Raw genomic sequence first — 26306 nt, 5'->3', positions numbered from 1 at the left:
TATACTAATCTCAAAATTCAAAATATATTTATATTGGGTGATGTTATGAAACATTATGAAGTAATAGAAAATGCTTTGATTCATATTGAAAACAATTTGAGTAGTCCTCTATCATTAGAATCTGTTGCAGATACCTTCAACATGTCCAAATACTATTTTCATAGACTTTTTTCTGCAATGATGGGATGTTCCTTAAACAGTTACATATTATCTAGAAGATTGAATACATCACTAAATTTCATACAAAACAATCACATGACCCTAACAGAAATTGCCTATCAACTAAGCTTTGGGACTCAAGCATCCTTTACACGCGCTTTTAAACGTCATTACGGCATAACCCCTAGCTCTATTAGAGAGAAAGCTATAGCTATATCACCAGTACAGATACCATCTGTTGCTAAAAGACCTATAAAGAATATCAATGGGGATATTGTTACTGACTTTACTTTGATGAACTTTGAAGCAATACGATTAAGTGGTATAGTCTTCGAAGTTGACCTAGCAACAGATGATTACAGAAAAAAGATTCGCTCTCAAGCAAAACTATTATTAGATAACATTCATGAAACGATAAACGGGCCATGTTTTGTTGTCTATTCAGACTGTCAGCCAAATTCAACTCAATTTAAGGTTCTTTTTGGAATTCCATATGATATTCAAATTAATAAACCCTATTATTTTACTGTTGATGTACCCCAATTGTTTTGTGCTAAGTTTCAATATTCAGGTGATCTACTTGAGATTGGCGATATCTTAAAGTCCGATTATGCCAGGTTTCTAAAAATATCAAGGCAAGAAGCAGAAAACTCACATATAGAACTTATACAAGTTTTTGATAATGTGCACCAGCTTAATGCTGAATACCAAGTATATACACCTATTAAAAAGTTACCTATTGATTCAGATGAAAAGGTATGATTCTCTTTTTGCTTAACTCCTTTCCCTTTTGGATAATAATAAGATAACAATTATAGAGCTAGTTAGACTTTCCAAATCTTGCTGTAATGAAATAAAAAATCGAAAAAAAGCAGCTTTCCTTTAATAGGTTAGCTGCTTTTCTCGTTATCTCGGTTTCACAATAAAACTTATTGGATTATATCCTCACCTTGCAAAAAATCCCTCGCCACGTTTGCTGGACTTTTTCCTTCTACATTCACTTCATAATTCATTTTTCTCATCTCATCATCTGTCACACGACCAGCTAATTTATTTAAAGCCTCTACTATTTCAGGATATTCCTCCACTGTTTCTGTTCTAAGTAAAGGTGCTCCTTGATATGGAGGAAACAGATTTTCATCATCTTGCAATACTTGGAGTTCATATTGCTGCAATTCACTATCTGTAGAATATGCATCCACTAAATTGATTTCACCAGATTCTACTGCTACATACCGTAATTTAGGCTCCATTGTTACAAGATTAGGAAACTCTATGCCATATAAAGACTGAATTCCTTTATATCCATCTTCTCTATCAGAAAACTCTAAGGTAAATCCTGCTTTTACATCTGATTGTATTGCCTTTAAATCAGAGATATTTTCTAATTGATATTGATTAGCTAATTCTTTCGAAACAGCTAAAGCATACGTATTGTTATATTCCATAGGTTCCAACATAACTAGTTTAAATTTCTGTAGTAGTCCCTCTTTCGCTTGTTGATACACTTCACTACGATCTGTGCTATTTGCTGTTTCTTTTAAGAATTCGGAGATAGCTGTTCCTGTAAATTCAGGATATATATCAATACTTCCTGATTCTAAAGCATTAAAAACAAAAGAGGTTTTCCCAAGACCAGGTTTCAATTCAACTTCTATATCTGTTTCCTCTTCAATCAATATTTTATACATATTGATTAAAATTTCTGGTTCAGCTCCAAGCTTACCTGCAATGACAATTTCCTTATTTTGATTAGTAAACAAAGGAAGGATCATAATTCCTACAGCAATAACAACAATACATCCAATTGTAAGTAGAGATTTTTTATAAGAATGATATTCTAATCTTTTAAGAAGAAAATCAAAGACTATTGCCAATATAGCTGCAGGTATGGCTCCCATGAGAATGAGATTGGTATCATTTCGATCAATACCAAGCAATATAATATCTCCTAATCCCCCAGCCCCAATTAAAGCTGCTAGTGTTGCTGTTCCAACAATTAAGACCATGGCTGTTCTTATGCCTGCCATGATAATTGGCATAGCAAGAGGTATTTCTACTTTTAACAGTCTTTTTCTATTATTCATGCCCATTGCTCGAGCCGCTTCTATTAAGGAGGAATCTACTTCTTTAATTCCTGTATAGGTATTTCGCAAAATAGGAAGGAGAGCATACGCAACTAAAGCAATAATAGCAGGTACCTTCCCGATCCCAACAAGTGGTATAAGTATTCCAAGTAGTGCTAGTGAAGGAATAGTTTGCAGTACAGCAGTAATCCCAATAATCCCTTCTGCTATCCTTTCCTTTTTGGTTAAGTAAATTCCTAATGGTATCGCAATAATTCCAGCAAGTAATAAGGCAATAAAAGAAATCTGAATATGCTCCAATAAAGAATTCCATAATTCTATTTTTCTATCTTGAAAAACTTGTATAAAATTATCCATTGGTTATACCTCTTTCTTGCAACCTAGAAGACATATATTGAATGACTGCTTGTCTATCAATATATCCCAGTACTTCTCCGTCACTTTCTACTTTCAATCGCTCATTTTCCGATAGTTTTTCCATAACATCTTGAAGAGAACTAGAGATAGAAACAGAAGGAATATTCTCATCATTTCCTTGTTTAAATGAAAAAAGAACATCTTGTAAATGAAAAGCATAATCCCACTGCTCCTTCTTGCTGCCCACAAATTGTTGAACAAATTCATTAATAGGGGAATGAATGAGCTCATGTGGTGTGCCAACCTGCACCATTTTCCCATCCTTCATAATACAAATCCGATCTGCTAGTTTAAGTGCCTCCTGCATGTCATGAGTAACAAATACTGTTGTCTTTTTTAAGTTGCCTTTCCATGCTAGCAAATCATCCTGAAGCTTCTCTCTACTAATAGGATCTAGAGCACTAAATGGCTCATCCATTAAAATAATATCTGGATCTGCCGCAAGAGCACGAATCACACCTACTCTCTGCTGCTCTCCTCCAGATAGTTGATTCGGTTTCCTTTTGGCATAGATCGCTGGATCAAGCCCTACCATTTCTAATAAGTCATATGCTCTCTGCTTCATTTTATCTTTTGGCCACTTTTTCATCTCTGGAACAATCATGATGTTCTCCTCAATAGTCATATGAGGAAAAAGAGCAATTTGCTGCAAAACATAACCAATATTGTATCGTAACTCATGGATATCATAGTCTGTAATTCTTTTTCCATCAATATAGATCATTCCTTCTGAAAGAGGAATCAATTGATTAATCATTTTTAAAGAAGTGGTTTTTCCACTTCCACTTGGTCCAATAAAGACAAAAAATTCGCCTTGTTTAATCTCAACATCTAGCGAATCAATTGCAGTAGTTCCATTTTTATACTTCTTTGAAACATGTTCAAATCTAATCATATTTTTTACTCCTTAAGTGGACTTTTTTTGAAAGGCTAACTTAGCTATGGATTTTTCTTGCAGTAGGTATGTAGGTGAGTGTTTCTTTGAAGTTATATAGACTATATTATTTATGCTTATCTATTATTATTCTTCTTTATTATGGGCAGAAACTAACTTAAATAAAGCCTCAATTATAGGAAAGAGACCCATGATAAGCTATATGTAAACTAAAAACCAACTGTAAATAGGTAGTATCTATTTACCTATGCTTCCCTTTTTCTCTATAGATTTTTGAGGGTTCATTTTCGTCAAATCTATTATGTAATACCCAATTTAGTACAAATTTAATCCACTTATTTCAGAAAAAGTTTGATATTTTTTTTATACGAAGTAGAAGGAAGAAGGAAAACTGTATAAACGAAAAAGACACCTCGTTAAGAGATGTCCCATTATCTATTACGAATTAAAATCATAAATCTTCCCTTTAATCAGATAAGCAGTATTCTCTGCTATATTTGTAATATGATCAGCCGTTCTCTCCAAATAGCGGTTAACAAACAATAGCTGAACAAGTTGATCTGTTTCTTCTGGATGTTCACTCAAGTAAGTAGTTAATTTCTTATAAGTAGCTGCATAATAATCATCCACTTTATCCTCTAACTCACTCACTTCTTTAGCAAGAGAAAGATTTTCTTCCGTAAATGACTGAATAGATTTACGAATCATCTCAATACATATATCTTTCATCTGCTCAAGCTGCCCTATATCAACTAATGAAGATCCTTTTCCAATCTTAATCGTTGCTTTTGCAAGATTCACTCCAAAATCAGCAATTCTTTCAATTTCAGATGAAATTCTAAGAACTCCTATAATTACTCGTAAATCTCTTGCAACTGGCTGTTCTTTTGCCATTAGCCAAATCGCAAACTGGTTGATTTCTAATTCGAGATTATCCACTTCTGTATCTTCTTCCATTACTCTTAAAGCAATTTCAACATCCTGATGCTTTAAAGCATGGAAAGCTCTTTCTACAGAAGTAACAGAAAGCTCTCCCATTTCTGTAATTTTACCTTTTAACTCTGCTAATTTTTTCTCGAAATTTTCGCGAATGACCATGTTTACCTCCTATTATCCAAATCGACCTGTTACATAATCTTCTGTTCTTTGGTCTGTTGGTGTAGAAAAGATTTTATCTGTATCATCAAATTCAACCACTTCTCCATTTAAGAAGAAAGCTGTCTTATCAGAGATTCTAGCTGCTTGCTGCATATTATGAGTTACGATAACAATAGTATAATCTTCTTTCATCTTTGAAATCAATTCTTCTACTTTTAATGTAGAAATTGGGTCAAGAGCAGATGTAGGTTCGTCCATTAAGATAACATCAGGCTTCATGGCTATAGCACGCGCTATACAAACACGTTGTTGCTGACCACCTGATAGTCCAAGTGCAGAAGTTTTGAGGCGATCTTTAACTTCATCCCAGATAGCTGCACCACGTAAGCTATCTTCTACTATCTTGTTTAACTCTTTTTTATTTTTTATCCCTTGCATTCTCGGACCATATGCTACATTATCATAGATACTCATCGGGAAAAGGTTAGGCTTTTGAAATACCATCCCAACTTTTGTGCGCAACCTAATAACATCACTTGATGAGTAAATATTCTCTTGGTCAATGACAATATCTCCTGTAATTTTCACACCATCAATGAGATCATTCATGCGATTTAACGTTCTTAAGAAAGTTGATTTCCCACATCCTGAAGGACCGATTAAAGCTGTAACTTCTTTTTCTTTAATATCGAGAGATACTCCATATAAAGCTTGTTTTTCTCCATAGAATAAATCTAAGTTTCTTACGTTAATTTTTGATGAACCATCCATTTGTACATTTACCTTTCCTGATCGAGTATTCTTTCGCTCTTTTTTACTTTGTTCCTGAATAGATACAGTCATCACCATACTCCTTCATTAATAGTCTGCTTTGTTTAACTTTTTGGATATAAATGTCGCGACAAGATTAATAGCCAGAATAATAACTATTAAGACTATACCTACTGCTGCAGCTAATTCAATATCTCCGGCTTCTTGTGTAACTAAATAAGAGTGGACAGTTAACGTTCTTGCAGAAGATAATAAACTTTCTGGCATTGCAGCTACTGTACCAGCTGTTAAGAAAATAGCTGCTGATTCTCCAACAATACGTCCGACGGAGAGAATAATACCAGATAGAATTCCCGGCATAGCACTTGGCAATATTACTTTATATAATGTTTGTAATCTTGTTGTTCCAAGCGCTAAAGAGCCTTCTCTATAGGTTGCTGGAACTGTCTTTAATGATTCCTCTGTCGTACGAATGATAACAGGTAATACAATAATCGTAAGAGTTAAGGACGCAGCTATTATAGAAAGTCCTAATTTTAATGTAGCAACAAAGAAAACTGCACCGAATAACCCATAAATAATAGAAGGAATACCTGTTAAACTTTCTGTAGCAAAGCGGATGATTCTCACTAATCTCCCTTGCTTAGCATATTCTTGTAAATAAACTGCTGCAAGAATCCCAATAGGTGTAGCAATAAGCAAAGATATAACTATGGTATAAATGGTTGTTACAATCATCGGCCAAATACCCCCACCACCTGTTGGAGAATAATCACCGAAAATGAAATCAAAGCTTATTAGATGTATTCCTTTGAAAAAGATAAACCCTACAATCATTACTAGGACAGCAACCGATAAGATAGCAGAAAACCAAAGCATTCCACGTAATAAATTATCTTTCCATACTCTCATCTTAGTTACCACCCTTCGAACTTATTTTGGCTAAAACGAAATTTAATATTAGAATAAATGTAAATAACACAATTCCCGTTGCAAATAGCATTTCTTGATGGGTGCCTGCAGCATATCCCATTTCTAATGCAATATTAGTTGTTAATGGACGAATACTATCTGTTAAGCTAGTAGGAACAATTAATGAGTTACCAGCTACGAGAATTACAGCCATCGTTTCCCCTATAGCACGTCCAAGACCTAATACTATTGCTGTCATAATTCCAGATTTAGCTGCTGGAATAACTACTTTAAAAATGGTACCTATCTGAGATACTCCTAAAGCTAGTGAACCTTCTCGATATGTTTTTGGAACAGCCCTAATTGCTGTTTCCGCAACAGTTACAATAGTTGGTAGCATCATAATGGCTAGTACTAGAATAACAGCAAGCAAACTTTGACCTTTTATTAATCCAAACGTATCTTGTAAGAATGGAACAATTATAGCTAGTCCAAACACACCGTATAAGACAGAAGGAATACCTGCTAGTAATTGAATGGCAGGTGAAACTATTTTTGCTACCCTTTTAGAAGCAATTTCCGCTAAGAAAACGGCAGTGAAGAGACCAATTGGAACTCCAATAATTAATGCTCCAATAGTTGCAAATATAGATGCAACAATCATAGGGAAAATTCCAAATTTATCTTCAGAAGGAACCCAATCTGTTCCTAATATAAAATCAATAAAGTTATAGCCCTCTACTACAAAAGGGTGTGCTCCTTTATAAAATACAAATCCAACAATTAACAATAAAGTGATAACGGAGAGAAGTGCACAGAATAAGAACACCCTTGCCGAAACCCTTTCATACATGTATTTTCGCTTATTTGCTTTTTCCATCTCTGAATTTTGCTTTTCCGTTGTTTGGATAGACACCATTTATTCCTCCAGGATTCCTTATTATGCTACAAATTTACTTAATTGGTATGGCTCCTGCTTCTGCTGCAATTTTTTGGCCTTTATCACTTAAGATAAAATCAATGAAATTCTGACCAGATTCTGTTAAATTACCTTCTTTATATACAAATAGAAAAGGTCTGGACAAACTATATTTCTTATCTAGAACATTTTCAGCAGTAGCCTGAACACCATCAATATCAATGGTTGAAATAGAGTCATCTATGTATTCGAACGAAACAAAGCCTACTGCATGCTTATTATTAGCAACAGTTGTTTTTATGTTTCCATTCCCACTTGCAATGATGGAATTCTTAATTAAATCACCTGAGCTATATTCTACAATCTCTTGAAAGGCATCACGTGAACCAGACCCATCCTCACGGGAAACGACTACTATCTCCATGTCATCCCCACCTACTTGGCTCCAATTAGTAATTTCACCTGTAAATATTTCTTTAACTTGATTTAAGGTGAGGTTTTTCACTTTATTACTTGGGTGTGTTACTACAACAATTCCGTCATAAGCAATTATGACTTCTTTTAAATTACCTTTTTCCTCATCCTTTAAATCACGTGAAGACATCCCTATTTCGGAAACGCCATTCATCGCATTTGTGATCCCTGCTGATGATCCAATTTGATTGATTTCAATTTTCGTATGATCTTGCTCTTTATATTTAGCCGCTAATTTCTCAGCAAGTGGACCAACCGATGTAGATCCTGAAATAGCTAACGTTGAATGACTATTATTTGAAGCTTGATTATCAGACTCACTATTACTTGTACAAGCTGTTAACACAGCTATTAATGACATCATGATGACTGCTACTTTGATACTTTTCGTGTTGAACATGAATTACCTCCAAAAGAATAGTGACTTTTATGTCTTAATTTGTCTAATTATAGAGTAATAAGAAAGTGTAAATTTTTTATTGTCTCTTTGTAAAGGTTTTGTAAATTCTATTAAAAACAATCGTAATACCGTTAAATATTGTTAAATTTTTCTTATTTCATCCCTTATTGGTCACTTTGATGGAATACTTAGTTTTCTCCAAACCATTAAATTTAGACTGAAAATCTAGAAGTTTTCTCCTTTAAAACAAAAATCCCCGATTTAAATTTGCTAAAAAAAACTTTGTAAAGATAGAAAGCAACGCAAAAAAGCTATCTCCTTTTCAATGGAAATAGCTTTTGTGAATTATTTCACATAAATAGTTATTAAGCTTCCTTTTTAAGTACTTTCACCACTGCTTGTGTTTTTTCCGAAATATGATACCAATATGCAGCTCCTACGAAAAGTGCTCCTCCTACTATATTCCCTATTGTTACTGGCAATAAATTCGCAAACATTCCCCCAATAGAAACAGTCTCAGGATGTGGAATGATTATGGCAATAGAAAGCAAGGTCATATTAGCAACACTATGCTCAAAACCAGATGTTATAAACGCAAACAGACACCAAAAAATCATGATTAGTTTGGCTGTTTCACTTTTTAATTTCACAGAGCACCATACAGCCAAACACACTAAAATATTACATAGAATGCCACGAATCAGTAATTCCATAAATGGAGCATTCATTTTAGCAGCTGCACCATTTGTCACGAAATCAGCTACTCCTCCAACTGCTAAACCAGAATAGCTGAATAACATGGCAACTAGAAGGGAACCGATAAAATTACCAACATAACTATAAATCCATACATTCCCTGTATCTTTCCATGTTACTTTCTTTTCTAGCATACCAATTGTCATGACCATATTATTACCAGTAAATAAGTCCGCTCCAGCCATAATCACTAAGCTTAATGCAATACCAAAGGAAACACCCATAACAATCTTAGTACCTGAAAAACCAGCTGGGGCAAGCAAACCACCTATTGTGAAAATAAGGATAATTCCTAATCCAACAAAAAAACCTGCAAGCAATGAGCCAACCAAATATTTAGACTTACTAGCCTGTAAACTATTCGCTTTTACTAGTGCGGTTTGACCGAATGAAGCAATCACTTCTTTCATCATGAACACTCCTAATTCTATGATATAGATTGTTTTTCCATTAAGACTTCATTCATTCTCTCGATTAAAACCTCTTTCATCAATGGATCATGTCTTAACGGATTACATAAAATAACCTTCTTTTTACTAGATTGAATGTTTCTTTCCATTCGTTTTAATAACATACCTGTAAATAAAAGATATGGAACTATATAAATTTTGTCATATTCCGTTTGCAGTCTTTCCAATTCACTAATAAATGATGGCTTACCTGCTGTTAAAAAAGCAGTATAAACAGGCAAACCTTTTTGAAGGGATATAGATTTACTCATCTCTTTTAGTTTCTGAATGGGCTCTGCATCACTACTTCCCCTTCCAACTAAAAGTACTATTCCATCTCCAGTTAATTGCTTTTCCTCTAGTCTTTTTCCTATTAAATTTACCATCTTGGGATGAGTGTCAAATGGCTTGGAAACATAAAAGTTTACTTCTGGAAACCTCTCTTGAACAGAAGCTAATTCTTCTGGTACATCTCTTTTAAAATGAGCAGCCGCAAATAATAATACAGGGACTACTAAAATATCCTTTGCTCCTGCTTTTATTACTTTTTCCATTGTTTCAAAAATGGAAGGTGAAGTAAGTTCTAAATATGCAATCTCTTGTACGGGGATATGCACTTCTTTTTTCACTTCATTAATAAACTCAGTAAAATGTTGGGTTCCCTCTACTAAACGACTACCATGTCCAATGTAAACAACTGCATCCATTAGCAATCACGCTTCCATTCTTTACTATCTAGTGCCTCTTGTACCATATCATCTATCTGGCTAAAACCTTGTTTCATAGCATATTCCTTTACCTTTTGCCCGATTGTAGCAAAAGAGAGCTCTAATGGATTTCTGGTACTAAATTTTGGCCATTCTTGTAGAAATATATCAATAGAACGTTTATTAGGAAACACAACTGTCTCCCATACATTTTCCTTTAATAATCTGCCATTTATCTCATTAAAACGCTCATCTGGCTGTGGAGTCGTGCTTGGTAAAGCAAGTAGATTATTAGAGTAAGCATGTTCTTCCATACTAGATCCAACCAGAACAGCACTTTGTGTCTGAAAAGTTGCTTGTATACTTCTTATTCCTCTTTTTTCTAACTCTTTTTGGGTTTTACTAGATATATGTTCTATTTGTCTTGGTAAATCTCGTAAGTCATATCCTTTTTCAAATAGTTGGATACATACACCATCCACTGCTTCATTGGAAGCAAAGATAAGTCTTTCAGCTTTCATTATTAATTCAAGTTCTTCTTTTGTGTAGGAATAGGAAAGAGACTTAAAAGTAGGAAAAGAATAGGCCTCTGATCCATTACTCGCAAAATATTTTTCTAACAAACTCTCTTCCTTCATGCTTTTAGCAATTACTATTTTTCTTTGATAGAATTTTTTCTTTTCAAACCAAGCAATAGATTCTCTTAATCGAACCACTTCTCCAACGATTGTTAATGCAGGGTTCTCAATCTTCGCTTCCTTTACTTGATCCACTATTGTCCCTAGCGTTCCTTCTACTACTCGTTGCTTACCTAAAGTAGCCCATTCAATAACTGCTACTTTTGTGTCAACAGTCTTTCCCTCTACTAACAAATGCTCACAAATAGTAGGCAAACCTTTTACACCCATATAATAGGCAATCGTATCACCAATTGCTTCTTTCTCTGGTTTATGTGGTACTAACTCATTTTTCTTACATGCGTGACCTGTGCGGATGGTAAAGCTAGTGCTATAATCTCGGTGAGTAACTGGAATACCTGCATAAGCACTAGCTGCAATGCTAGAAGTAATACCTGGTACAATCTCAAATGGAATAGCATGTGAGGCAATTGCTTCTGCTTCTTCCCCTACTCTTCCAAAAACAGAAGGATCTCCACCTTTTAATCGAACAACATATTTCCCTTTTAGCGCCTCTTCTACTAAAGCTTCATTTATCATCTCTTGTCGCATGATATGATTATTAGGTAGTTTTCCGCAATAGATAAAGGTACAATCATCTTTTGTGAAACGTAATAATCTTGGATTAGCAAGCCGATCATATAAAACTACATCTGCTTTTTTTAAACATTCCATCCCCTTATTTGTCATTAGTCCTATATCTCCTGGTCCTGCTCCAACAAATGCTACATACCCCTTGTTTGTATCCATCTCTTTACACCATTAAATAAATATAATCATTTTTAATTTCTGTTTGATAAACCTCAACAGATCCATTATCTGGCTTTTGTACTTCACCTGTTACTAAAGATATTTTCCAATCATATAATGGACAGAAAACATATTCTCCAGAAACAATTCCTTCTGCTAATGGACCATTTTTGTATGGAGACTTATTCTCAATTGCTCTAATATCACCATTAGAAAGGTGAAACAATGCGATAGATTTGCCTTTTACCTGAACCTCTTTGCCAATTTGCTTAGGTAAATCTGACACTTTTATTATCTTTACCCAATCTTTCGTCATCATCATTGTGTGTTCCCCCTCGTAGTACTACTTATCCTTTGATTACTTCGTACATTTCTTTTGCACTTTGGTTGTTTAACACAGCATTCCAAGCTTCTTGATACGTTGCTTTAGCTTTTTCAAAACGATTTACAAACTCTTTTACATTTTCTTCATTTAATAATGTTTCTTTCACTATATCAACACCCATGCGTTCTACCCAAGGAGCCGTTCTTTCTCCATAATTAGCATTTTCACGGTAATATTGCACATAAGCCTTAGCCATTGTTAATACTTCTTCTTCTGTTGCCACTGTAGTTAAGCTATCACACTCACGAACCTCGGTACCACCATTTCCTCCGAAATACAACTGATAGCCATTTTCTACACAAACAATACCAAAATCTTTTGTTAACACTTCTGCACAGTTTCTAGGACATCCCGTAACACCCATTTTCATTTTATGTGGTGTGTCGACCATTTCAATTTCTTTTTCTAATTTGATTCCTAATCCAAGGGAATCCTGTGTTCCAAAACGACAGAAGGTAGACCCAACACATGATTTTACATTTCGAAGTGATTTAGAATAAGCATATCCTGAACGCATTCCTAAGTCTTCCCATACCTGTGGAAGATCTTCTTTTTTCACTCCATATAAGCCAATACGACTTGCGCCAGTAACTTTAACAAGTGGTACATTATATTTCTTCGCTACTTCTCCCATTTTAATTAAATCCTCAGCAGTAGTTGTTCCACCATACATACGAGGAATAACGGAGAATGTACCATCTTTTTGGATATTTCCTTCTAGCTTTTCATTTACAAACCTAGATGCTTTATCATCTTCATACTCTTCTGGGAAAAGCATGCGCATGTAATAATTTAAAGCTGGACGACATTTAGAGCATCCTTCTTCACTTGCAAATCCAAGTACCATTCGAACCTCTTTTGGTGATCTCAATTGCTTTTCTTGAATTTGCGCTACTACTTCATCACGTGTAAGTGGTGTGCAACTACACATTCCCGTTTTTTGTAGAGAAGCATCAAAGCTGTCCCCAAGTGTATGTGCAAGAATACTTTCCACCATTGGTTTACATTTCCCACAAGAACCACCAGCTTTTGTACAACCTTTCACTTCTTCAAATGTAGTTAGCCCTTGTTCTAAGATAGAATGAACAATGGTTCCTTTTGTGACACCATTACATCCACAAACTGTATCATCAGCACTCATGCTTACTACAAGATCCTCTTCTCCATCCTGACCACTTTTGCTTAACACAGAAGAACTAGTATATTCACTAATGTCTGCTTGCTTTTTCAACATATTGAAAAGGCGATTTCCATCAGAGGCATCTCCATATAGAACGATCCCAACAATTTTGTTATCTGTCACTAAAATCTTTTTATAGACCTTTGCAAATTGGTCATGAACGATGATTGCTTGTGTTTGTTCATCTTCATGAATTTTACCACCAGAAAACAAATCACAACCTGCAACTTTTAATTGAGTAGAAAGAATACTTCCTTGATAACCTTTTCCTTGCTTACCTGTAATAGCTTCAGCTAGAGCAATGCCTTGTTCATATAATGGAGCAACTAATCCATAGGCAATTCCGTTATGCTCTGCACATTCTCCAACTGCGTAGATAGATGGATCAGATGAAACCATATGATCATTGACAATAATAGCCCGATTTACTTCTAATCCAGCTTCCCTTGCGATTGCAACATTTGGTCGAATCCCTACTGCCATCACAACTAAATCACAATCAACCGTAGTTCCATCTGTAAACTTTAAGCCCTGAACACGGCTTTCTCCATATATTTCTGCAGTTTGCTTTTCCATTAAGAATTTCATTCCTTGTGCTTCTAAATCATTTCTTAATAAATTAGCAGCAGCTACATCCAGTTGTTGCTCCATCAGTGTAGGTAACAAATGAACCACATGCACTTCCATACCACGGTCAATAAGTCCTCTTGCTGCTTCTAAGCCAAGTAATCCACCACCGATAACTACTGCTTTTTTATAAGCTTTAGCTGCTTCCATCATTTTCTCTGTATCGTCAATGGTTCTAAAACCGATAACTCCATCTAAATGACTTCCAGGTACAGGTAATATAAAAGCACTTGATCCTGTAGCTATGATTAACTCATCATATCCAATTGTTTGCCCTTTATCTGTTAACACTTCTTTGTTATCTCTATTTACCTTAATAACCTTTTCTCCTGTTATTAAATGAACATGATTTTCTTGATACCAGTTCCAATCATTAATATTTATTTCCTCTACCGTCGTTTTCCCTTGTAGTACATTTGACAGCATAATTCGGTTATAGTTTGGATATGGTTCATCACCTATTATAGTAATCTCAAAATGTGCACTATCTCTTTTTAAAATTTCTTCGATAGTGCGCACTCCTGCCATTCCGTTTCCAATCATGACTAATTTCTTCTTCATTGTCTTCCCTCCAAGACTTTGATAGATTAGGATTTTATTTGTGACTTTATTCACATAATTATTTAAGAAATACCATCTCAAACTTTTTAAATAAGAACTGCTAAAGTTTTTATATTTCAATACTCATAAATGAAATATTCTTAATACTTCTTTTACAATATCATTATAACTGCTTTTTCTAATAAAACTGAAAATGAATATGGCAATTTCATGAACAAATGTAACTTAAGTCTTTCTTGAGAATCTTTGCTTTGGTCCCATTCCATTAACTCTTTACCTCTTCTTATCCTTAACAAAAATAATGATTCAAGTTTTTTTAGTTGCAATTACACTGAACATCTTATATCATTGACTTATCAATTATTGACTAGTCAACTATTGATAAGTCAACTAAAAAAGGAGATTCTTATAATGAATAGTAAATTTCAAAAAAATAATGATTTCAATGACATTGTCTACGGACGTCGTTCTATAAAAGAGTATGATCCAACAGTAAAAATTAGCCGTGAGGAAATGAGTGAAATATTAGCACAAGCTTCTAAAGCTCCCTCTTCTATTAATATGCAACCATGGCGATTTGTTGTAATTGATAGTGAAGAAGGAAAAGCTACACTTGCGCCTCTATCAAAATTCAATAAAGATAAAGTATTAAGTTCTTCCGCAGTTATTGCTGTATTTGGAGATAAAAATAACTTTGATTATGCAGAAGAAATCTATAGCAAAGCAGTGGAGCATGGTTATATGCCACAAGAAGTAAAGGATTATCAACTGAATGCATTTAAACCAATTTATGCAAATATGTCCGAAGAAGCTATGAAGGACGTTATTATGTTAGATGCAGGTCTTGTATCTATGCAGCTTATGCTAGTAGCACGTTCATACGGATATGATACTAACCCAATTGGTGGTTATGAGAAAGACCAAATTGCGGAAGCTTTTGGCTTAGATAAAGAGCGATATTTACCAATTATGTTAATTACTATTGGAAAAGCCGCAAATAAAGGATTCCAGTCTTACCGCCTACCTGTTAAAACAACAACTACTTGGAAATAAGATAGAATTTATAAAAAAATAGCAAGAGGAGTAAGTGTGGTTCTTCAATCAAGTTGCATAATTCATCCATTCATATTATATTGTTTGATGAGTCAACGAATAAGGAATGGCATTTTCCTAAGTCCTCTACTTACTCATTGACAGAAGAATGGTGACTTAGGAGGTACAAAGATGAATTGCTCATTTTCCGATCAAGAACTAATCTTACACCTTCTTAAAGGACTAAGTAACCAAATAAGTCCTAAATTCGAAAGGTGTACTGGAATTAGCTCCACACGTTATGAATTACTATTTCAGCTATATAGGACAGAAGAAATTAGTCAATCAACACTACAAAAAGCCATAAATATAGACAGTGCTGCCATTACTCGGCATTTAAAACTATTAGAAGCGGAGGGAATGGTATCAAGAAGGAGAAATCCCTCTGATAACCGTGTAACCTTTGTCCGCCTTACAGAAGAAGGGCGCAGTCACCTTATAGGTTTTAAAAAGGAACAGGTTAGTTTTGTTAACCAAATGCTACATGATTTCAAAAAAGAGGAATTAGAAGCTTTAACAGATATGCTTAATCGGATGAAAAAAAACATAGTGGATTATTAACGAAACAGCCAACATAGTGACTTTATATTGGTATTCCACTAAAAAATATGAAAAAGGATGGTATTCCATGATTATTATTCATGCCAATTTAAAAGTAAGAGCTGACCAAGAACAAACTTTTCTAAAAGAAGCGCAATCCCTTGTACTTGCTACAAGAAACGAAGAAGGAAATATTAGCTATGAGCTAATGAAATCGAGTGAAAAAGAAAATGAATACACTATGGTTGAGCTTTGGAAGGATGCAGAAGCTACAGAACTTCATAATAAAAGTGAACACTTCACTGCATTTGTTCAAAAAGCACCAACATTTATGGCTGCTCCAATGGAAGTAAAAGTATTTGCTGGCGAGCAATTAGAGGTTTAATCGATTAATTTACTATCAACTAGATAATTGTTATACTGCTTCCCGTTATTTAATGAGACATCTCAGTTATAGAGAAAGGACATTCATTTTTATACTAATGAATGTCCTTTTTCTTAGATAATTATACTTTACAGGAGATTTACTCACATTGTTTACATCAGATCATCAAATTGTTTTAACCATTATATAGTCTGTTTGCTCTTCTTCCCCCATATAAAAGGAATGAGCACCAGCTGGATGAAACCCCATATTCTTGTAAAAATCTATTGCATTCTGGTTCTTTTCCCATACTCCTAACCAGACCTTTCTTTTCTGCTGTTCCAATGCTATTTCTAATGCTTTGTTCAGAAGATATTTTCCTAGTCCTCTTTTTTGAAACTTACTCCAAATATATATCCTTTCCAACTCAAGTGATTCATCTCCCATATCTTCTGATTGAGCATCACCAACATTCACTTTTAGATATCCAGCAAGTTCTTCTTCATAGTAGATAAAAAAGAATGTTGATAAAGGATGAGATAATTCTTCTGCTAATACTTTTGAGTTAAAGGCCTTTTCTAGATAAGCAGTCATATTCTCTTCTGAATTTTGGTTTTTAAATGTCTCATGGAAAGTTTTATAACTAATTGCTCGAAGTTCAGATAAGTCGTCATGCGTACACACTCTTATATTTATCGTCATTCTTTTATTACCCCTAACTTAATAGTTTCTTTTATTCCCTTTCTTCACAGTGTCCCATTCTTTTTCTATATTCTTTCTGACTCTATGAATAAGATAGAAAATTGTTTCTACTTCTTCTTCCGAAAATCCAGTTAAAGCAACCTCTTCTGAATACTTATGCTCTCTAATAATAAAGGGATAGACTTTATTGCCTTTCTCTGTTGGAAATAATCTTTTAATTTTTTGATTCTTATCGTCAGCTAGTTTCTTGATAAAACCATTCATTTCCAGCTTTTTAATCGCTCTTGCTGCAGTTGTTCGATCTACTTTAATCATTTCTGCTAACTTTTCTTGAATAATCCCTGGATTCTCACAGATTCGCACAAGATACAGATATTGACCCTTAGTAAGGTCATATTCCTTAAACTCCATATTACTAATAGAATCCAAAGCCCTAGCTATCATTCCTACTTCTCTTAATAGTTCTTTCATCTTACACCCCTAATTTATGTTGCATTTACAACATAATTGATATACATTTAATGTAACCTAATTATATTGCATTTACAACATTATTATTTAGGAATTTAATTAAAGGACGGAAAACAATGATTGCTCAAAAAATTACAACAGAAGAAGAATTACAAAAGGCCTTTCAAATTAGAAAAGAAATATTTGTAGTGGAACAAGGTGTGCCTCTAGAAGATGAATTTGATGAGTTTGATACATTAAATGGAGCATGCGAACATATCTTAGTGTTTCATGAAGGAAATCCTGTTGGAACAGGAAGGATTCGAATAGTTGAAATGGTTGGGAAACTAGAAAGAATATGTATTTTAGAACCATATCGCAAATTTGGACTAGGGAGTGTTATTATCGCAACCTTAGAGGAGCTAGCAGGAAAACGTGGAATATCTAAAGTTAAATTACATGGTCAAACACAAGCACAAGGGTTTTACAAAAGATTAGGATACCAATCATCCTCTAGTGAATTTATAGAAGACGGTATTCCTCACGTATTAATGACGAAAGACATCAAATGAAAGGTTTAAATGGTAAACAACTTACTTGGTTTGGAGTAGGCATTTTCATTTTAGGCTTAGGCATTACCTTTACTATTCAATCCAAACTAGGTACCTCTCCATTTGATGCTCTTTTAATCGGCCTCTCTACAGAAGTTGGGCTCACAATAGGTAGTTGGGAAATCATTTTAGCCTTTATTATTATTATACTCAACTCTATTTTGATAAAGCGTAATCCAGAGTTTCTCGGGTTACTATCAGCTGTTATTACAGGAGTTAGTATCGATTTATGGCTCTTTCTCTTAAAAGATATCCTTCATCCTGAGATTTGGTTCAGTAAACTCATCTGTTTCGGAATTGGAATCCTCTTATCAGGATTAGGCACAGCCATCTATTTGCAAACAAAATTCACACCAATTCCTGTAGATCAATTCATGTTAACTATTCTTCACTTAACTAATAGTAACATAATGGTAGCTAGAACTATTATCTATCTACTATTTCTTATTATTGCCTTTATTTTTAGTGGACCTATTGGATTAGGTACATTACTCACTGTATGCTTTGGAGGTCCTACTCTTAGTTTCTTTATGTCTAGATTGAACCTTTCAAATCAACCTATAAAGTAATAGGATGTCCACAAAAGCTGCGACATCCTATTTATTTCCCATTATTCACAATAAAGGTAAATACTTGCCATTCTAATTATAATCAATTAGTCTACTCCACTCTTAGAAAGTAATTCTCCCTTACTTATAGGGATTTTTACAGTCGCAACGGTTTGATTATGATTGGATTCTATTGAAATTACTCCTCCATATCTACTTACTACCTCTTTTACAATAAATAATCCTTGACCCCTCATTTTCCCTTCTTGCACCTTTTTAGTAGAAAAGCCACTCTTAAAGATATTTTCTCTATCCTTTCCAAGAATCTCTGGACCTGTATTGGTGATTTTAAACAGATAAATGTTTTCAACTTTTTTACATATAATGTCTATTTTTCGTTCTTCATCTGGCAACTCTAATGTTGCCTCTATAGCATTGTCTATTAAATTTGATAGTATTTTAATCAAATCAATTGTTTTTATTTTATCGAATTCGTCATAGGAAACATTAAAATGGATGTCAATATTATGGTTCTGAGCAGATAGTTTCTTTGTTTGTAGAAACACGGAAAACCCTGGATTGTTCACATCTAATTTAATTGATTCTATAACACTTACTTCCTTAGACAAACTAGTTAAATAATCCAATGCCTTTTCATGCTGTTCAAGCTTCAATAAACCATGAATAACCTGAATATGATTAGAAAAATCATGTCGCAATGAACGAACGGACGAGATTAATGATTGAAGCTCCAATTGATAGGTATCTTCCGTCTCTCCCACTTCTTTCTTCAATTCTCGCATATATAAATTTTGAAGAATAAGAAAAGCTATAATCATAATTATGATGAATAATCCATTAAAGGTTATGTTAGAAATACTACTTCTAAAGGCTTTCTCACTGATGGAATTAAAAACATCTGCACTAATATCAATCCCTAAATAGCCAATTATTTTATTTGCAGGATCTTTTATCGGAACCCCCACTGTAAGATAATCTCCATAGGTAGAATCTTCTATAATATCCGTAGTAAAAATCCTACCCTCATATGCCATTTTCACTTGTTCTTCGGGAACCGTACAAATTCCGCCTATTGGAAATTCTTCTTTCCCTTCTTCAGACATAGCAACAATCATTGCCCTAGATACTTTAGGATTATCAACAAGCAATGTATACACATGCAAAGCACCATTTTTATCTCTTACATCTTCTAAGTACTCTTTAATTTCATCATATGCCTTATTTTTCACTGGATTTTCGAGAAATGATTGATAAGTCTCTACATCCAATGAGCTAGCTATTGATTGTGCAACAACAATATTCTGATTGGCGATGGAGTTAAGAGTTGTTTTTCTTATATTAAAAAAAGAAGAAATCACATTAACTACCATTAAAAGAACAAATAACAGAATAGATAATATAAAAATGGCCTTTAATTTCTTTTTCTTTAACAATTTCTTCCTCCCCACCTTTCCGAACAAATAAATAATTCAAGGTATAATTGTACTCTATTAAGGAAGGGAATAACATACAAACTTCTAAATTTCAATCCTTACATTCCTCTGTTCTAAATTTCTTCCTATTCTATAGCACAAGATGAAAAACTAAGCCTATCACTAGTAACATGCTCACTCCTAATAGGAATTCCTTCCATCCTAATAACAACAAGCATTAAGTACTTCTTATTTCGTTGATATCTACCTTTTATTTTTAATAACCGCCTTTTCTCCTTCATTTCCCGTATAATAGACGTTATGCACCTTTTGCATACCAGATCTCCTACGAGAGAATGCTATAAATACAAAACCAATTATAAGAAAAATGAGGTTATAAAAATGAACGAAAAAAGTTTTGAGGACTACAATATTAGTGATGAAATTGCCCGAGCACTTGCTGTTTTAAAATATACAACTCCAACAGATGTTCAAAATCAAGTTATACCTTTAGCATTAGAAAATCAAGACCTAGTCGTAAAATCTCAAACAGGTAGTGGGAAAACGGCCTCTTATGGCATCCCTATTTGCGAATTAATAAAATGGGAAGAAAAGAACCCTCAAGCATTAATACTTACCCCTACTCGCGAACTTGCTGCTCAAGTACGCGACGATATAACGAATATCGGAAGGTTTAAAAGAATTAAAGCAACAGCTGTTTATGGAAAAGAACCTTTTAGCAAACAAAAAGAGGAACTGAAACAAAAAACACATGTGGTTGTTGGAACTCCTGGTCGTATGATGGATCATATCGATAGAGGTACACTTGTTTTAGACAAGGTAAAATATCTAATCATAGATGAAACGGATGAAATGCTAAACATGGGTTTTGTTGATGAAGTAGAATCCATAATAGAACAACTTCCTGCAAACAGAGTTACCATGGTATTTTCTGCAACATTACCTAAGGATGTGGAGAGTCTTTGTCATAAATATATGAGCAATCCAACTCATATCGAGATTGCTTCTACAGGCGTAACTACTAATACCATCGAACATTCTCTAATAGAAGGGAAAGAAGATAATAAGATTGCTTTGCTTAAAGCAGTATCAGTAGTTGAAAACCCAGATAGCTGTATCATTTTCTGTAACACCAAAGAACAAGTAGATACAGTATTTACCGAGTTAGAGCAAGCTAATTACTCCTGCGAAAAAATCCATGGAGGTTTAGAGCAAGAAGATCGTTTTGCTGTAATGGATGGATTCAAAATGGGCAATTTCCGTTATCTAATTGCAACAGATGTTGCTGCAAGAGGAATTGATATTGATAATGTGACACTAGTTATTAACTATGACGTCCCAATGGAGAAAGAAAGCTATGTTCACCGTACTGGAAGAACAGGACGTGCTGGTAATAAAGGGAAAGCCATTACTTTTACTACGCCGTATGTAGGAAAATATGTAAAAGCAATTGAAAGATATATCGGTTTTGAGATTCCTGTAGTAGAAGCTCCTACTCATCAGGAGGTTATGGCAGGAACAGCTGCATTTGAAGAAAAAATCAGCGGACGTCGTGTGGTTAGAAATAACAAAACAGCTCGAATTAACCAAGATATCATCAAGCTACATTTTAACGGTGGGAAAAAGAAGAAGATTCGAGCAGTCGATTTCGTAGGAACTATTGCAAAGATTCCTGGAGTAACAGCTGAAGATATTGGCATAATCACCATTCATGACAATATGTCTTATGTAGATATACTTAATGGAAAAGGCTCCTTAGTAATACAAGCATTAGAAAATGCAACCATTAAAGGGAAAAAGCTGAAGGTAAGTAAAGCATTAAAATAAGAAATGTAATCTTAAGTTCATGAAAGGAAGTGAAACTAACTCACTTCCTTCTTCTAATTAAATACTCCACTTAATCAATAATCCTGCATATGTTAAGCCGCCACCAAAACCATATAATAATAAAGTATCCCCATTCTTGATTTGACCATTTTCTACACCTGAACTCAAGGACAATGGAATAGTTGCAGAAGAAGTATTTCCATACTCAACTAAGCTATATAGAGTCTTTTCTATAGGGAAATTACTTTTTTCACAAATGGACTCTATCATTCTTAAATTAGCACTATGTGGAACAAACCAATCCACTTCATGAAGAGCCATTTTTGCATTATTCATTACAGTCTGCATTCCACTTGGTACAGTTTTAACAGCCCACTTATAAACTTCTCTCCCATTTTGCACAATATACCCAGGGTTTTCTAGAATTGTATTATTCATTTGATTTGACAGGTTTGTGCAGTATAAATTCTGCCCTGCTTCTCCTTCAGAACCCATATGAAAAGAAATAAAACTTGGATCTTGTTCATCATATTCTACAAGAACTGCAGCCGCTCCATCTCCGAACAGAATACATGTTGTTCGATCTGTATAGTCCGTTACTTTGGATAAGGTTTCTGCACCTACTACTAGGACTTTCTTGTTCAGACCAGCTGTAATCAATCCATTTGCTACATGTAGTCCATAAGTAAAACCTGCGCAAGCAGCATTTAAATCAATTGCTCCCGTATTTCTTATGCCTAGTTTTGCTTGTAGAAGAGAAGCAACACTAGGTGTCTTGAAATCAGGAGTTAATGTACAAACGATAATTAAATCAACATCTTCTACTGATATACTGTATCTTTCCATTAAGTTTAGAACTGCTTGATAGCTAATATCACTTGTGAATTCATCCTTATTGGTTATTCTTCGTTCCTTAATTCCTGTTCTTTTCACAATCCATTCATCGTTTGTCTCTACCAGCTTTTCAAGATCTCCATTGGTTAATTTGCGTTCTGGTACGTAAGAGCCAATTGCAGTTATACGTGCTTTTGAATGTAACATATAGCTTCACCTCATTATAATTATTACTTATTAATATGACCTGGTACTAATATTATATGCATTTTATCACTGATTGTTAGTCTCCGCAACTTATTTACATAGAAGTGAATGCCCTTTAGTAAGCAAATAGACTATGAAATTAGAGGTAGTTTAGTTTAGTGAGATGAAAAATTGTTACATGTAGTGTTTTAGTATTACCGGGGGGGAATACTGGAGATTCTTTTCTTAACTTGTTGATTATTGTACATTTAAAGGTATACCATATTTTTTTACACCATAGGAAAGTTTTCTTTTCTATAATGAAATAATAAATAGCCCTCATGATAGAAGGGCTATTATTTATAAAATTCTACTTCGTCAACTCTTCCATTAATACCTTAAGATTTTGAGTAGCTTTATTTAAATTCTCAATTTCCCCCATAAAGCTGCTAACTAACTTAGCTTCTTCCTGTGTAGAGACAGCAATTTCTTTGAAATCAGTGTTCATTGATTTCATGGTATCCTGCACTTTCTTTAAGGTATCTTCAATATTAATCGTTGCTTTCTTTGTCTCTTCTGACAGTTTACGAACTTCACTTGCTACTACTCCAAATCCAGCACCTGCGCTCCCTACCCGAGCTGCCTCTATTGCCGCATTTAAACCAAGTAGATTTGTTTGAGCACTTATATTATTTATAACCTGAGTCACTTCATTTACTTTCGTGGATTCCGCTACAGCTGTTTGTACATTAAAGGATATTTGTTCTGTTGTCGCAGATAACTCTTCAGAATGTGCAGCAATGTGTTGAATAGTTTCTAATAGAGTACTACTCGTAGCTTCAATAATATGAATAATTTCTGTAAGCTGTTCTTCTGTTTTAGTAGAAACTGCTGCACTTATTGCAGCAAAAAGACGCCCATTTTCATCTCTAAGTGGAATAGAAATGCTATCCCATATTCCGATTTAGGTATCCTAATTCTACTTACCTTATGCTGATCCATTATTCCAAAGTTTCGATATTGAGTTGGTAAGGGATCTCCAGCCTTAAAACCAAAATCGAGATCTGCACTCGGGGAATAATGGATATATTTATCTTGATCATATATAGTAATCATAATGTCCTCTCTCATTAACTGTTTGATAATGGGAAGAGTTTGAATAAATGATTGAACGATGTCCATTGATTACTTCCTTTCTATGAAAAACCTTAGATACTTATTGTATCGACATTTTCTCCAACTATTGAAGTGCTTTCTTATCTAGTACAGGTAACATATTCCATACTAATTTACCCTCTTTTTCCTCGGAAAGAAAAACCATAATTTTATATCCTACAGATAATTCCTTCAGCTGTAAATGTATCCTAAAAACACAATTCATCATTAATTTAGCATTACCTTTACGAATTTGACTATTCTATTTCCACAGTTTTTACCTGGTATAACTAGATTATTATTGTGGATAGTAATTCAGGCAATGATTTTTTAACATTAGATGATCTAGCACAGGTAAGCAGGATGTTTAAAGCCTTTAAAGCTGAATTAGAATATTTGCCAACAACACTGCTTACGTAATTAAGAAGGTTGCTAAAGAAGGAGTTACCATGATTATCCTCACACACGAAATGAGCTTTGGATATGACATTGCGAATTGAATTATCTTTATAGAGGATGGCGTTATTGTTAGAGCAAGGTATACCTGAAGAGATTATTGATAAGACAAAGGAGGAGGAAACGAAGAAGTTTTTATCTCGGTTTGTTTATGAAAGATGAAAATATAAAATAAACAGCAGAAAACCCCAATTGTTCTTTACCGTTTAACACTTGGGATTTTTTACTAGGTTCTTACAAATATTTTTATCTTTCTTTACTAAACGTTATATTTTAATAGGTTGTCACTGTAAATTTTCACCTAACATAAACAGGATTCGTAAATGCAACCAATTCTGGGTCCCCATTATCAATCGGTACATATAATTCTGATCGAATCCATTTTACATCCTTACTATTTATCTCCGTTTCTAGATGCAACTGACCTAGACATCCACTTGCTACTTCTCCATCATTTGTTACAATAACCAAAGTTGCCTGCGTTTTATCCATTCGATTATTATGATTCCATTCCTCTGAACATACTTGTATGTGAATAGGTTGATGATCGAGATGTCTTACTATATCTCCTACTTCATACATGCTTTCTCCTTGTTTAACCGTAAGTTGAAGTGGTTTTCCGTAAGAAATACTAACCCTTCCAGCACGGATTGCGAGTAAAAAGTCTGTTCGAAAAGCATCTTTATCAATAGAAACTTCGGGCATTTGTAAATAAGTAACTGCTGGTAATGGATTTTTTTCTTCATTATGATGCCAATCTCGACCTGCTGTTGCCGTAATTCTATATCCTTTATTCAACAACTCTGTCCAATATTGAAAAGCACGTTGATTATAGGATTTAAAGCCTGGTCTTGTGGAATTCCAAACTTCTATAAAATCAAAAGCATTTACTGATTCAAATGAAAATTCCCAGTGACAGCCTGTACCAATCGGGTTACCAATTCGAAATGGGTGAGCAATACCAACCAAGGCGTCCTGTTTACGGATTTCCGTAATACCCTTCTCAATGTCTAAAGGACCTATTTTTCTCCAATCGGTATAAGCTGGCTCCTTATAACCTACTGTTAGTAAATGTCCATAAAAGGTAGTCCATTCCAGACCATATAAAATGTTTATGCCCGATTCTGCTTTTGCATCTTCTATTTCTTCAAAAGGACTGATCGTATTATGATCTGTCATGACAACCGCTTCAATCCCCATTTTTTTTGCAACCTCTACCATCTCTAGAACCGATTGTTTTCCATCACTATGATAGGTATGTGTATGCAATTCAGAAGCAATCCATTTTCTGAAACCTTCTTCTTTAGGAAAACTTGGTATACCACTTTCATTCTCTTTTATCTCTTGAAATAAAGGTTTATTTCTCCAAGGAATAGTCGAATAATTATCTTGATTTGTTTTTCTATAGATACGTAACCGATATTCACAGGTTTTCGTTACCAATGCATGAACACTTACTGTAACAGACCATAAACCTGCTGTATTTTTTCTATTTAAAAAACCTGGGCTTGAATGAGAATCACTAATTTCTACATGCTGGATAGGAGAATGGTAATGACGTGCTCCTCTAAATCCATCATGGTCATTTAGTGATAGTGTTAATAAATTTCTAATAGGATCATGACTATTGTGTGATATCTTTGTTTCATAATAGCTTGAAGCCTCTTCCATTAACCTATAGTTTTCATTGATTTCTTTTTCATGTGGTGGATCATAAGAGAAATCTATGTATACTGTTTCCGAATTTTCTGGTACAAAAAAGGTGTGTTGTATATGTGATTGTGCACTTTTATTTGTAATATTTGAAGTAATCTCAAATAAAATCTGTTCCTCTTCTTCTCTCATCTTGTTGTTTTACACCTT

At 34.2% G+C, this 26306-nt stretch carries 27 protein-coding genes; 7 read left to right on the top strand and 20 right to left on the bottom strand.

Annotation, left to right across the window (positions count from 1 at the left end; all coding sequences use genetic code 11):
• Window positions 1-45 precede the first annotated feature (45 nt).
• Window positions 46-921, top strand: a complete 876-nt coding sequence (locus tag F9279_RS02980; RefSeq protein WP_152111247.1) for a helix-turn-helix transcriptional regulator — start codon at window positions 46-48, stop codon at window positions 919-921.
• 167 nt (window positions 922-1088) lie between these two features.
• Here the strand turns inward: F9279_RS02980 and opuFB are convergent, their stop codons facing one another.
• The 12 genes from opuFB to nirB form a co-directional block, all read right to left on the bottom strand.
• Entirely contained in the window at window positions 1089-2603 is a 1515-nt protein-coding gene (gene opuFB, locus F9279_RS02975; protein WP_152111245.1) for an osmoprotectant update ABC transporter permease/substrate-binding subunit OpuFB, read from the bottom strand.
• Window positions 2596-3558, bottom strand: a complete 963-nt coding sequence (locus tag F9279_RS02970; RefSeq protein ID WP_152111243.1) for an ABC transporter ATP-binding protein — start codon at window positions 3556-3558, stop codon at window positions 2596-2598. Before F9279_RS02970 ends, opuFB begins: the two co-directional genes overlap by 8 nt.
• 438 nt (window positions 3559-3996) lie before the next feature.
• Entirely contained in the window at window positions 3997-4656 is a 660-nt protein-coding gene (phoU, locus tag F9279_RS02965; protein ID WP_152111241.1) for a phosphate signaling complex protein PhoU, read from the bottom strand.
• A gap of 12 nt (window positions 4657-4668) precedes the next feature.
• Window positions 4669-5427: a phosphate ABC transporter ATP-binding protein PstB gene (gene pstB, locus F9279_RS02960; RefSeq protein WP_226793174.1), complete on the bottom strand. Its 759-nt coding sequence runs from the start codon at window positions 5425-5427 to the stop codon at window positions 4669-4671.
• A gap of 87 nt (window positions 5428-5514) precedes the next feature.
• Complete coding sequence (gene pstA, locus F9279_RS02955) at window positions 5515-6339, bottom strand: phosphate ABC transporter permease PstA (protein ID WP_152111237.1); 825 nt, start codon at window positions 6337-6339, stop codon at window positions 5515-5517.
• A 1-nt stretch (window position 6340) separates the two neighbouring features.
• Window positions 6341-7255 carry a phosphate ABC transporter permease subunit PstC gene (gene pstC, locus F9279_RS02950; RefSeq protein WP_226793156.1) on the bottom strand — a complete coding sequence of 305 codons (915 nt, stop codon included), beginning with the start codon at window positions 7253-7255 and terminating at the stop codon, window positions 6341-6343.
• Between the two features lie 37 nt (window positions 7256-7292).
• Window positions 7293-8132 (bottom strand): phosphate ABC transporter substrate-binding protein, encoded by an 840-nt coding sequence (locus tag F9279_RS02945; RefSeq protein WP_152111232.1) that lies wholly within the window; start codon window positions 8130-8132, stop codon window positions 7293-7295.
• A 365-nt stretch (window positions 8133-8497) separates the two neighbouring features.
• Window positions 8498-9298, bottom strand: coding sequence for a formate/nitrite transporter family protein (locus tag F9279_RS02940; RefSeq protein ID WP_152111392.1), 801 nt, complete (start codon window positions 9296-9298; stop codon window positions 8498-8500).
• 17 nt (window positions 9299-9315) lie between these two features.
• Complete coding sequence (locus tag F9279_RS02935; protein WP_152111230.1) at window positions 9316-10044, bottom strand: sirohydrochlorin chelatase; 729 nt, start codon at window positions 10042-10044, stop codon at window positions 9316-9318.
• A complete protein-coding gene (gene cobA / locus F9279_RS02930) occupies window positions 10044-11471 on the bottom strand; it encodes a uroporphyrinogen-III C-methyltransferase (protein WP_152111228.1) in 1428 nt (475 codons plus the stop codon). The genes F9279_RS02935 and cobA overlap by 1 nt, the downstream gene beginning before the upstream one ends.
• Before the next feature lie 4 nt (window positions 11472-11475).
• Entirely contained in the window at window positions 11476-11793 is a 318-nt protein-coding gene (nirD, locus tag F9279_RS02925) for a nitrite reductase small subunit NirD (protein ID WP_152111226.1), read from the bottom strand.
• Between the two features lie 25 nt (window positions 11794-11818).
• Window positions 11819-14224, bottom strand: a complete 2406-nt coding sequence (gene nirB, locus F9279_RS02920; protein WP_152111224.1) for a nitrite reductase large subunit NirB — start codon at window positions 14222-14224, stop codon at window positions 11819-11821.
• 411 nt (window positions 14225-14635) lie between these two features.
• On the opposite strand from nirB, the gene F9279_RS02915 reads away from it, so the two are divergent.
• The 3 genes from F9279_RS02915 to F9279_RS02905 all read left to right on the top strand — a co-directional run bounded on the left by F9279_RS02915 (window position 14636) and on the right by F9279_RS02905 (window position 16241).
• Complete coding sequence (locus tag F9279_RS02915; protein ID WP_152111222.1) at window positions 14636-15277, top strand: nitroreductase family protein; 642 nt, start codon at window positions 14636-14638, stop codon at window positions 15275-15277.
• A 171-nt stretch (window positions 15278-15448) separates the two neighbouring features.
• On the top strand, window positions 15449-15877 hold the full coding sequence (locus F9279_RS02910) for a MarR family winged helix-turn-helix transcriptional regulator (RefSeq protein ID WP_152111220.1): 429 nt from the start codon (window positions 15449-15451) through the stop codon (window positions 15875-15877).
• Between the two features lie 67 nt (window positions 15878-15944).
• Complete coding sequence (locus tag F9279_RS02905; RefSeq protein ID WP_152111218.1) at window positions 15945-16241, top strand: putative quinol monooxygenase; 297 nt, start codon at window positions 15945-15947, stop codon at window positions 16239-16241.
• Window positions 16242-16406: 165 nt separating this feature from the next.
• Here F9279_RS02905 and F9279_RS02900 read toward each other — a convergent pair whose 3' ends face one another.
• Complete coding sequence (locus F9279_RS02900) at window positions 16407-16922, bottom strand: GNAT family N-acetyltransferase (protein WP_152111216.1); 516 nt, start codon at window positions 16920-16922, stop codon at window positions 16407-16409.
• An 18-nt stretch (window positions 16923-16940) separates the two neighbouring features.
• Window positions 16941-17393, bottom strand: coding sequence for a MarR family winged helix-turn-helix transcriptional regulator (locus F9279_RS02895; RefSeq protein WP_152111214.1), 453 nt, complete (start codon window positions 17391-17393; stop codon window positions 16941-16943).
• A 116-nt stretch (window positions 17394-17509) separates the two neighbouring features.
• Here F9279_RS02895 and F9279_RS02890 point away from each other — a divergent pair, with 116 nt between their 5' ends.
• Window positions 17510-17944 carry a GNAT family N-acetyltransferase gene (locus F9279_RS02890; RefSeq protein ID WP_152111212.1) on the top strand — a complete coding sequence of 145 codons (435 nt, stop codon included), beginning with the start codon at window positions 17510-17512 and terminating at the stop codon, window positions 17942-17944.
• On the top strand, window positions 17941-18552 hold the full coding sequence (locus F9279_RS02885; protein WP_152111210.1) for a YczE/YyaS/YitT family protein: 612 nt from the start codon (window positions 17941-17943) through the stop codon (window positions 18550-18552). The genes F9279_RS02890 and F9279_RS02885 overlap by 4 nt, the downstream gene beginning before the upstream one ends.
• 86 nt (window positions 18553-18638) lie before the next feature.
• Here F9279_RS02885 and F9279_RS02880 read toward each other — a convergent pair whose 3' ends face one another.
• Complete coding sequence (locus F9279_RS02880) at window positions 18639-19985, bottom strand: GHKL domain-containing protein (protein ID WP_226793153.1); 1347 nt, start codon at window positions 19983-19985, stop codon at window positions 18639-18641.
• Between the two features lie 381 nt (window positions 19986-20366).
• Between F9279_RS02880 and F9279_RS02875 the strand changes: the two genes are divergently transcribed.
• Complete coding sequence (locus tag F9279_RS02875) at window positions 20367-21812, top strand: DEAD/DEAH box helicase (RefSeq protein WP_152111208.1); 1446 nt, start codon at window positions 20367-20369, stop codon at window positions 21810-21812.
• 57 nt (window positions 21813-21869) lie between these two features.
• On the opposite strand, the gene F9279_RS02870 is transcribed toward F9279_RS02875, so the two are convergent.
• The 5 genes from F9279_RS02870 to F9279_RS02855 all read right to left on the bottom strand — a co-directional run bounded on the left by F9279_RS02870 (window position 21870) and on the right by F9279_RS02855 (window position 26288).
• The gene (locus F9279_RS02870; RefSeq protein ID WP_152111206.1) at window positions 21870-22853 is read right to left on the bottom strand and encodes a ketoacyl-ACP synthase III; all 984 of its coding nucleotides are present in this window, start codon (window positions 22851-22853) and stop codon (window positions 21870-21872) included.
• A gap of 349 nt (window positions 22854-23202) precedes the next feature.
• On the bottom strand, window positions 23203-23541 hold the full coding sequence (locus F9279_RS25540; RefSeq protein WP_319020738.1) for a methyl-accepting chemotaxis protein: 339 nt from the start codon (window positions 23539-23541) through the stop codon (window positions 23203-23205).
• A 188-nt stretch (window positions 23542-23729) separates the two neighbouring features.
• On the bottom strand, window positions 23730-24014 hold the full coding sequence (locus F9279_RS24920) for a hypothetical protein (protein WP_193224417.1): 285 nt from the start codon (window positions 24012-24014) through the stop codon (window positions 23730-23732).
• 58 nt (window positions 24015-24072) lie between these two features.
• Window positions 24073-24213, bottom strand: coding sequence for a hypothetical protein (locus tag F9279_RS25535; protein ID WP_226793150.1), 141 nt, complete (start codon window positions 24211-24213; stop codon window positions 24073-24075).
• A 527-nt stretch (window positions 24214-24740) separates the two neighbouring features.
• Complete coding sequence (locus F9279_RS02855; protein WP_152111202.1) at window positions 24741-26288, bottom strand: CehA/McbA family metallohydrolase; 1548 nt, start codon at window positions 26286-26288, stop codon at window positions 24741-24743.
• Between the last annotated feature and the right edge of the window lie 18 nt (window positions 26289-26306).

The sequence above is a fragment of the Bacillus sp. B1-b2 genome (assembly GCF_009183415.1).
In the GTDB taxonomy this organism is placed as follows: Bacteria; Bacillota; Bacilli; order Bacillales; family Cytobacillaceae; genus Niallia.
The sequence above is the reverse complement of the archived record's forward strand: the minus strand, read 5'-3'. Positions and strand labels throughout refer to the sequence as shown.

Coding starts and splice junctions, on each gene's coding strand:
- cobA (WP_152111228.1), bottom strand. CDS start 11,471: ATGGATACAAACAAGGGGTATGTAGCATTTGTTGGAGCAGGACCAGGA.
- F9279_RS02900 (WP_152111216.1), bottom strand. CDS start 16,922: ATGACGATAAATATAAGAGTGTGTACGCATGACGACTTATCTGAACTT.
- F9279_RS02870 (WP_152111206.1), bottom strand. CDS start 22,853: ATGTTACATTCAAAAGCACGTATAACTGCAATTGGCTCTTACGTACCA.
- F9279_RS02980 (WP_152111247.1), top strand. CDS start 46: ATGAAACATTATGAAGTAATAGAAAATGCTTTGATTCATATTGAAAAC.
- F9279_RS02935 (WP_152111230.1), bottom strand. CDS start 10,044: ATGGATGCAGTTGTTTACATTGGACATGGTAGTCGTTTAGTAGAGGGA.
- nirD (WP_152111226.1), bottom strand. CDS start 11,793: ATGATGATGACGAAAGATTGGGTAAAGATAATAAAAGTGTCAGATTTA.
- F9279_RS02940 (WP_152111392.1), bottom strand. CDS start 9,298: ATGAAAGAAGTGATTGCTTCATTCGGTCAAACCGCACTAGTAAAAGCG.
- nirB (WP_152111224.1), bottom strand. CDS start 14,224: ATGAAGAAGAAATTAGTCATGATTGGAAACGGAATGGCAGGAGTGCGC.
- F9279_RS02875 (WP_152111208.1), top strand. CDS start 20,367: ATGAACGAAAAAAGTTTTGAGGACTACAATATTAGTGATGAAATTGCC.
- F9279_RS02885 (WP_152111210.1), top strand. CDS start 17,941: ATGAAAGGTTTAAATGGTAAACAACTTACTTGGTTTGGAGTAGGCATT.
- pstA (WP_152111237.1), bottom strand. CDS start 6,339: ATGAGAGTATGGAAAGATAATTTATTACGTGGAATGCTTTGGTTTTCT.
- F9279_RS02905 (WP_152111218.1), top strand. CDS start 15,945: ATGATTATTATTCATGCCAATTTAAAAGTAAGAGCTGACCAAGAACAA.
- phoU (WP_152111241.1), bottom strand. CDS start 4,656: ATGGTCATTCGCGAAAATTTCGAGAAAAAATTAGCAGAGTTAAAAGGT.
- F9279_RS25535 (WP_226793150.1), bottom strand. CDS start 24,213: ATGAATTGTGTTTTTAGGATACATTTACAGCTGAAGGAATTATCTGTA.
- F9279_RS02890 (WP_152111212.1), top strand. CDS start 17,510: ATGATTGCTCAAAAAATTACAACAGAAGAAGAATTACAAAAGGCCTTT.
- F9279_RS02895 (WP_152111214.1), bottom strand. CDS start 17,393: ATGAAAGAACTATTAAGAGAAGTAGGAATGATAGCTAGGGCTTTGGAT.
- F9279_RS02915 (WP_152111222.1), top strand. CDS start 14,636: ATGAATAGTAAATTTCAAAAAAATAATGATTTCAATGACATTGTCTAC.
- F9279_RS02945 (WP_152111232.1), bottom strand. CDS start 8,132: ATGTTCAACACGAAAAGTATCAAAGTAGCAGTCATCATGATGTCATTA.
- F9279_RS24920 (WP_193224417.1), bottom strand. CDS start 24,014: ATGGACATCGTTCAATCATTTATTCAAACTCTTCCCATTATCAAACAG.
- opuFB (WP_152111245.1), bottom strand. CDS start 2,603: ATGGATAATTTTATACAAGTTTTTCAAGATAGAAAAATAGAATTATGG.
- F9279_RS02855 (WP_152111202.1), bottom strand. CDS start 26,288: ATGAGAGAAGAAGAGGAACAGATTTTATTTGAGATTACTTCAAATATT.
- F9279_RS02910 (WP_152111220.1), top strand. CDS start 15,449: ATGAATTGCTCATTTTCCGATCAAGAACTAATCTTACACCTTCTTAAA.
- F9279_RS02970 (WP_152111243.1), bottom strand. CDS start 3,558: ATGATTAGATTTGAACATGTTTCAAAGAAGTATAAAAATGGAACTACT.
- pstB (WP_226793174.1), bottom strand. CDS start 5,427: ATGGATGGTTCATCAAAAATTAACGTAAGAAACTTAGATTTATTCTAT.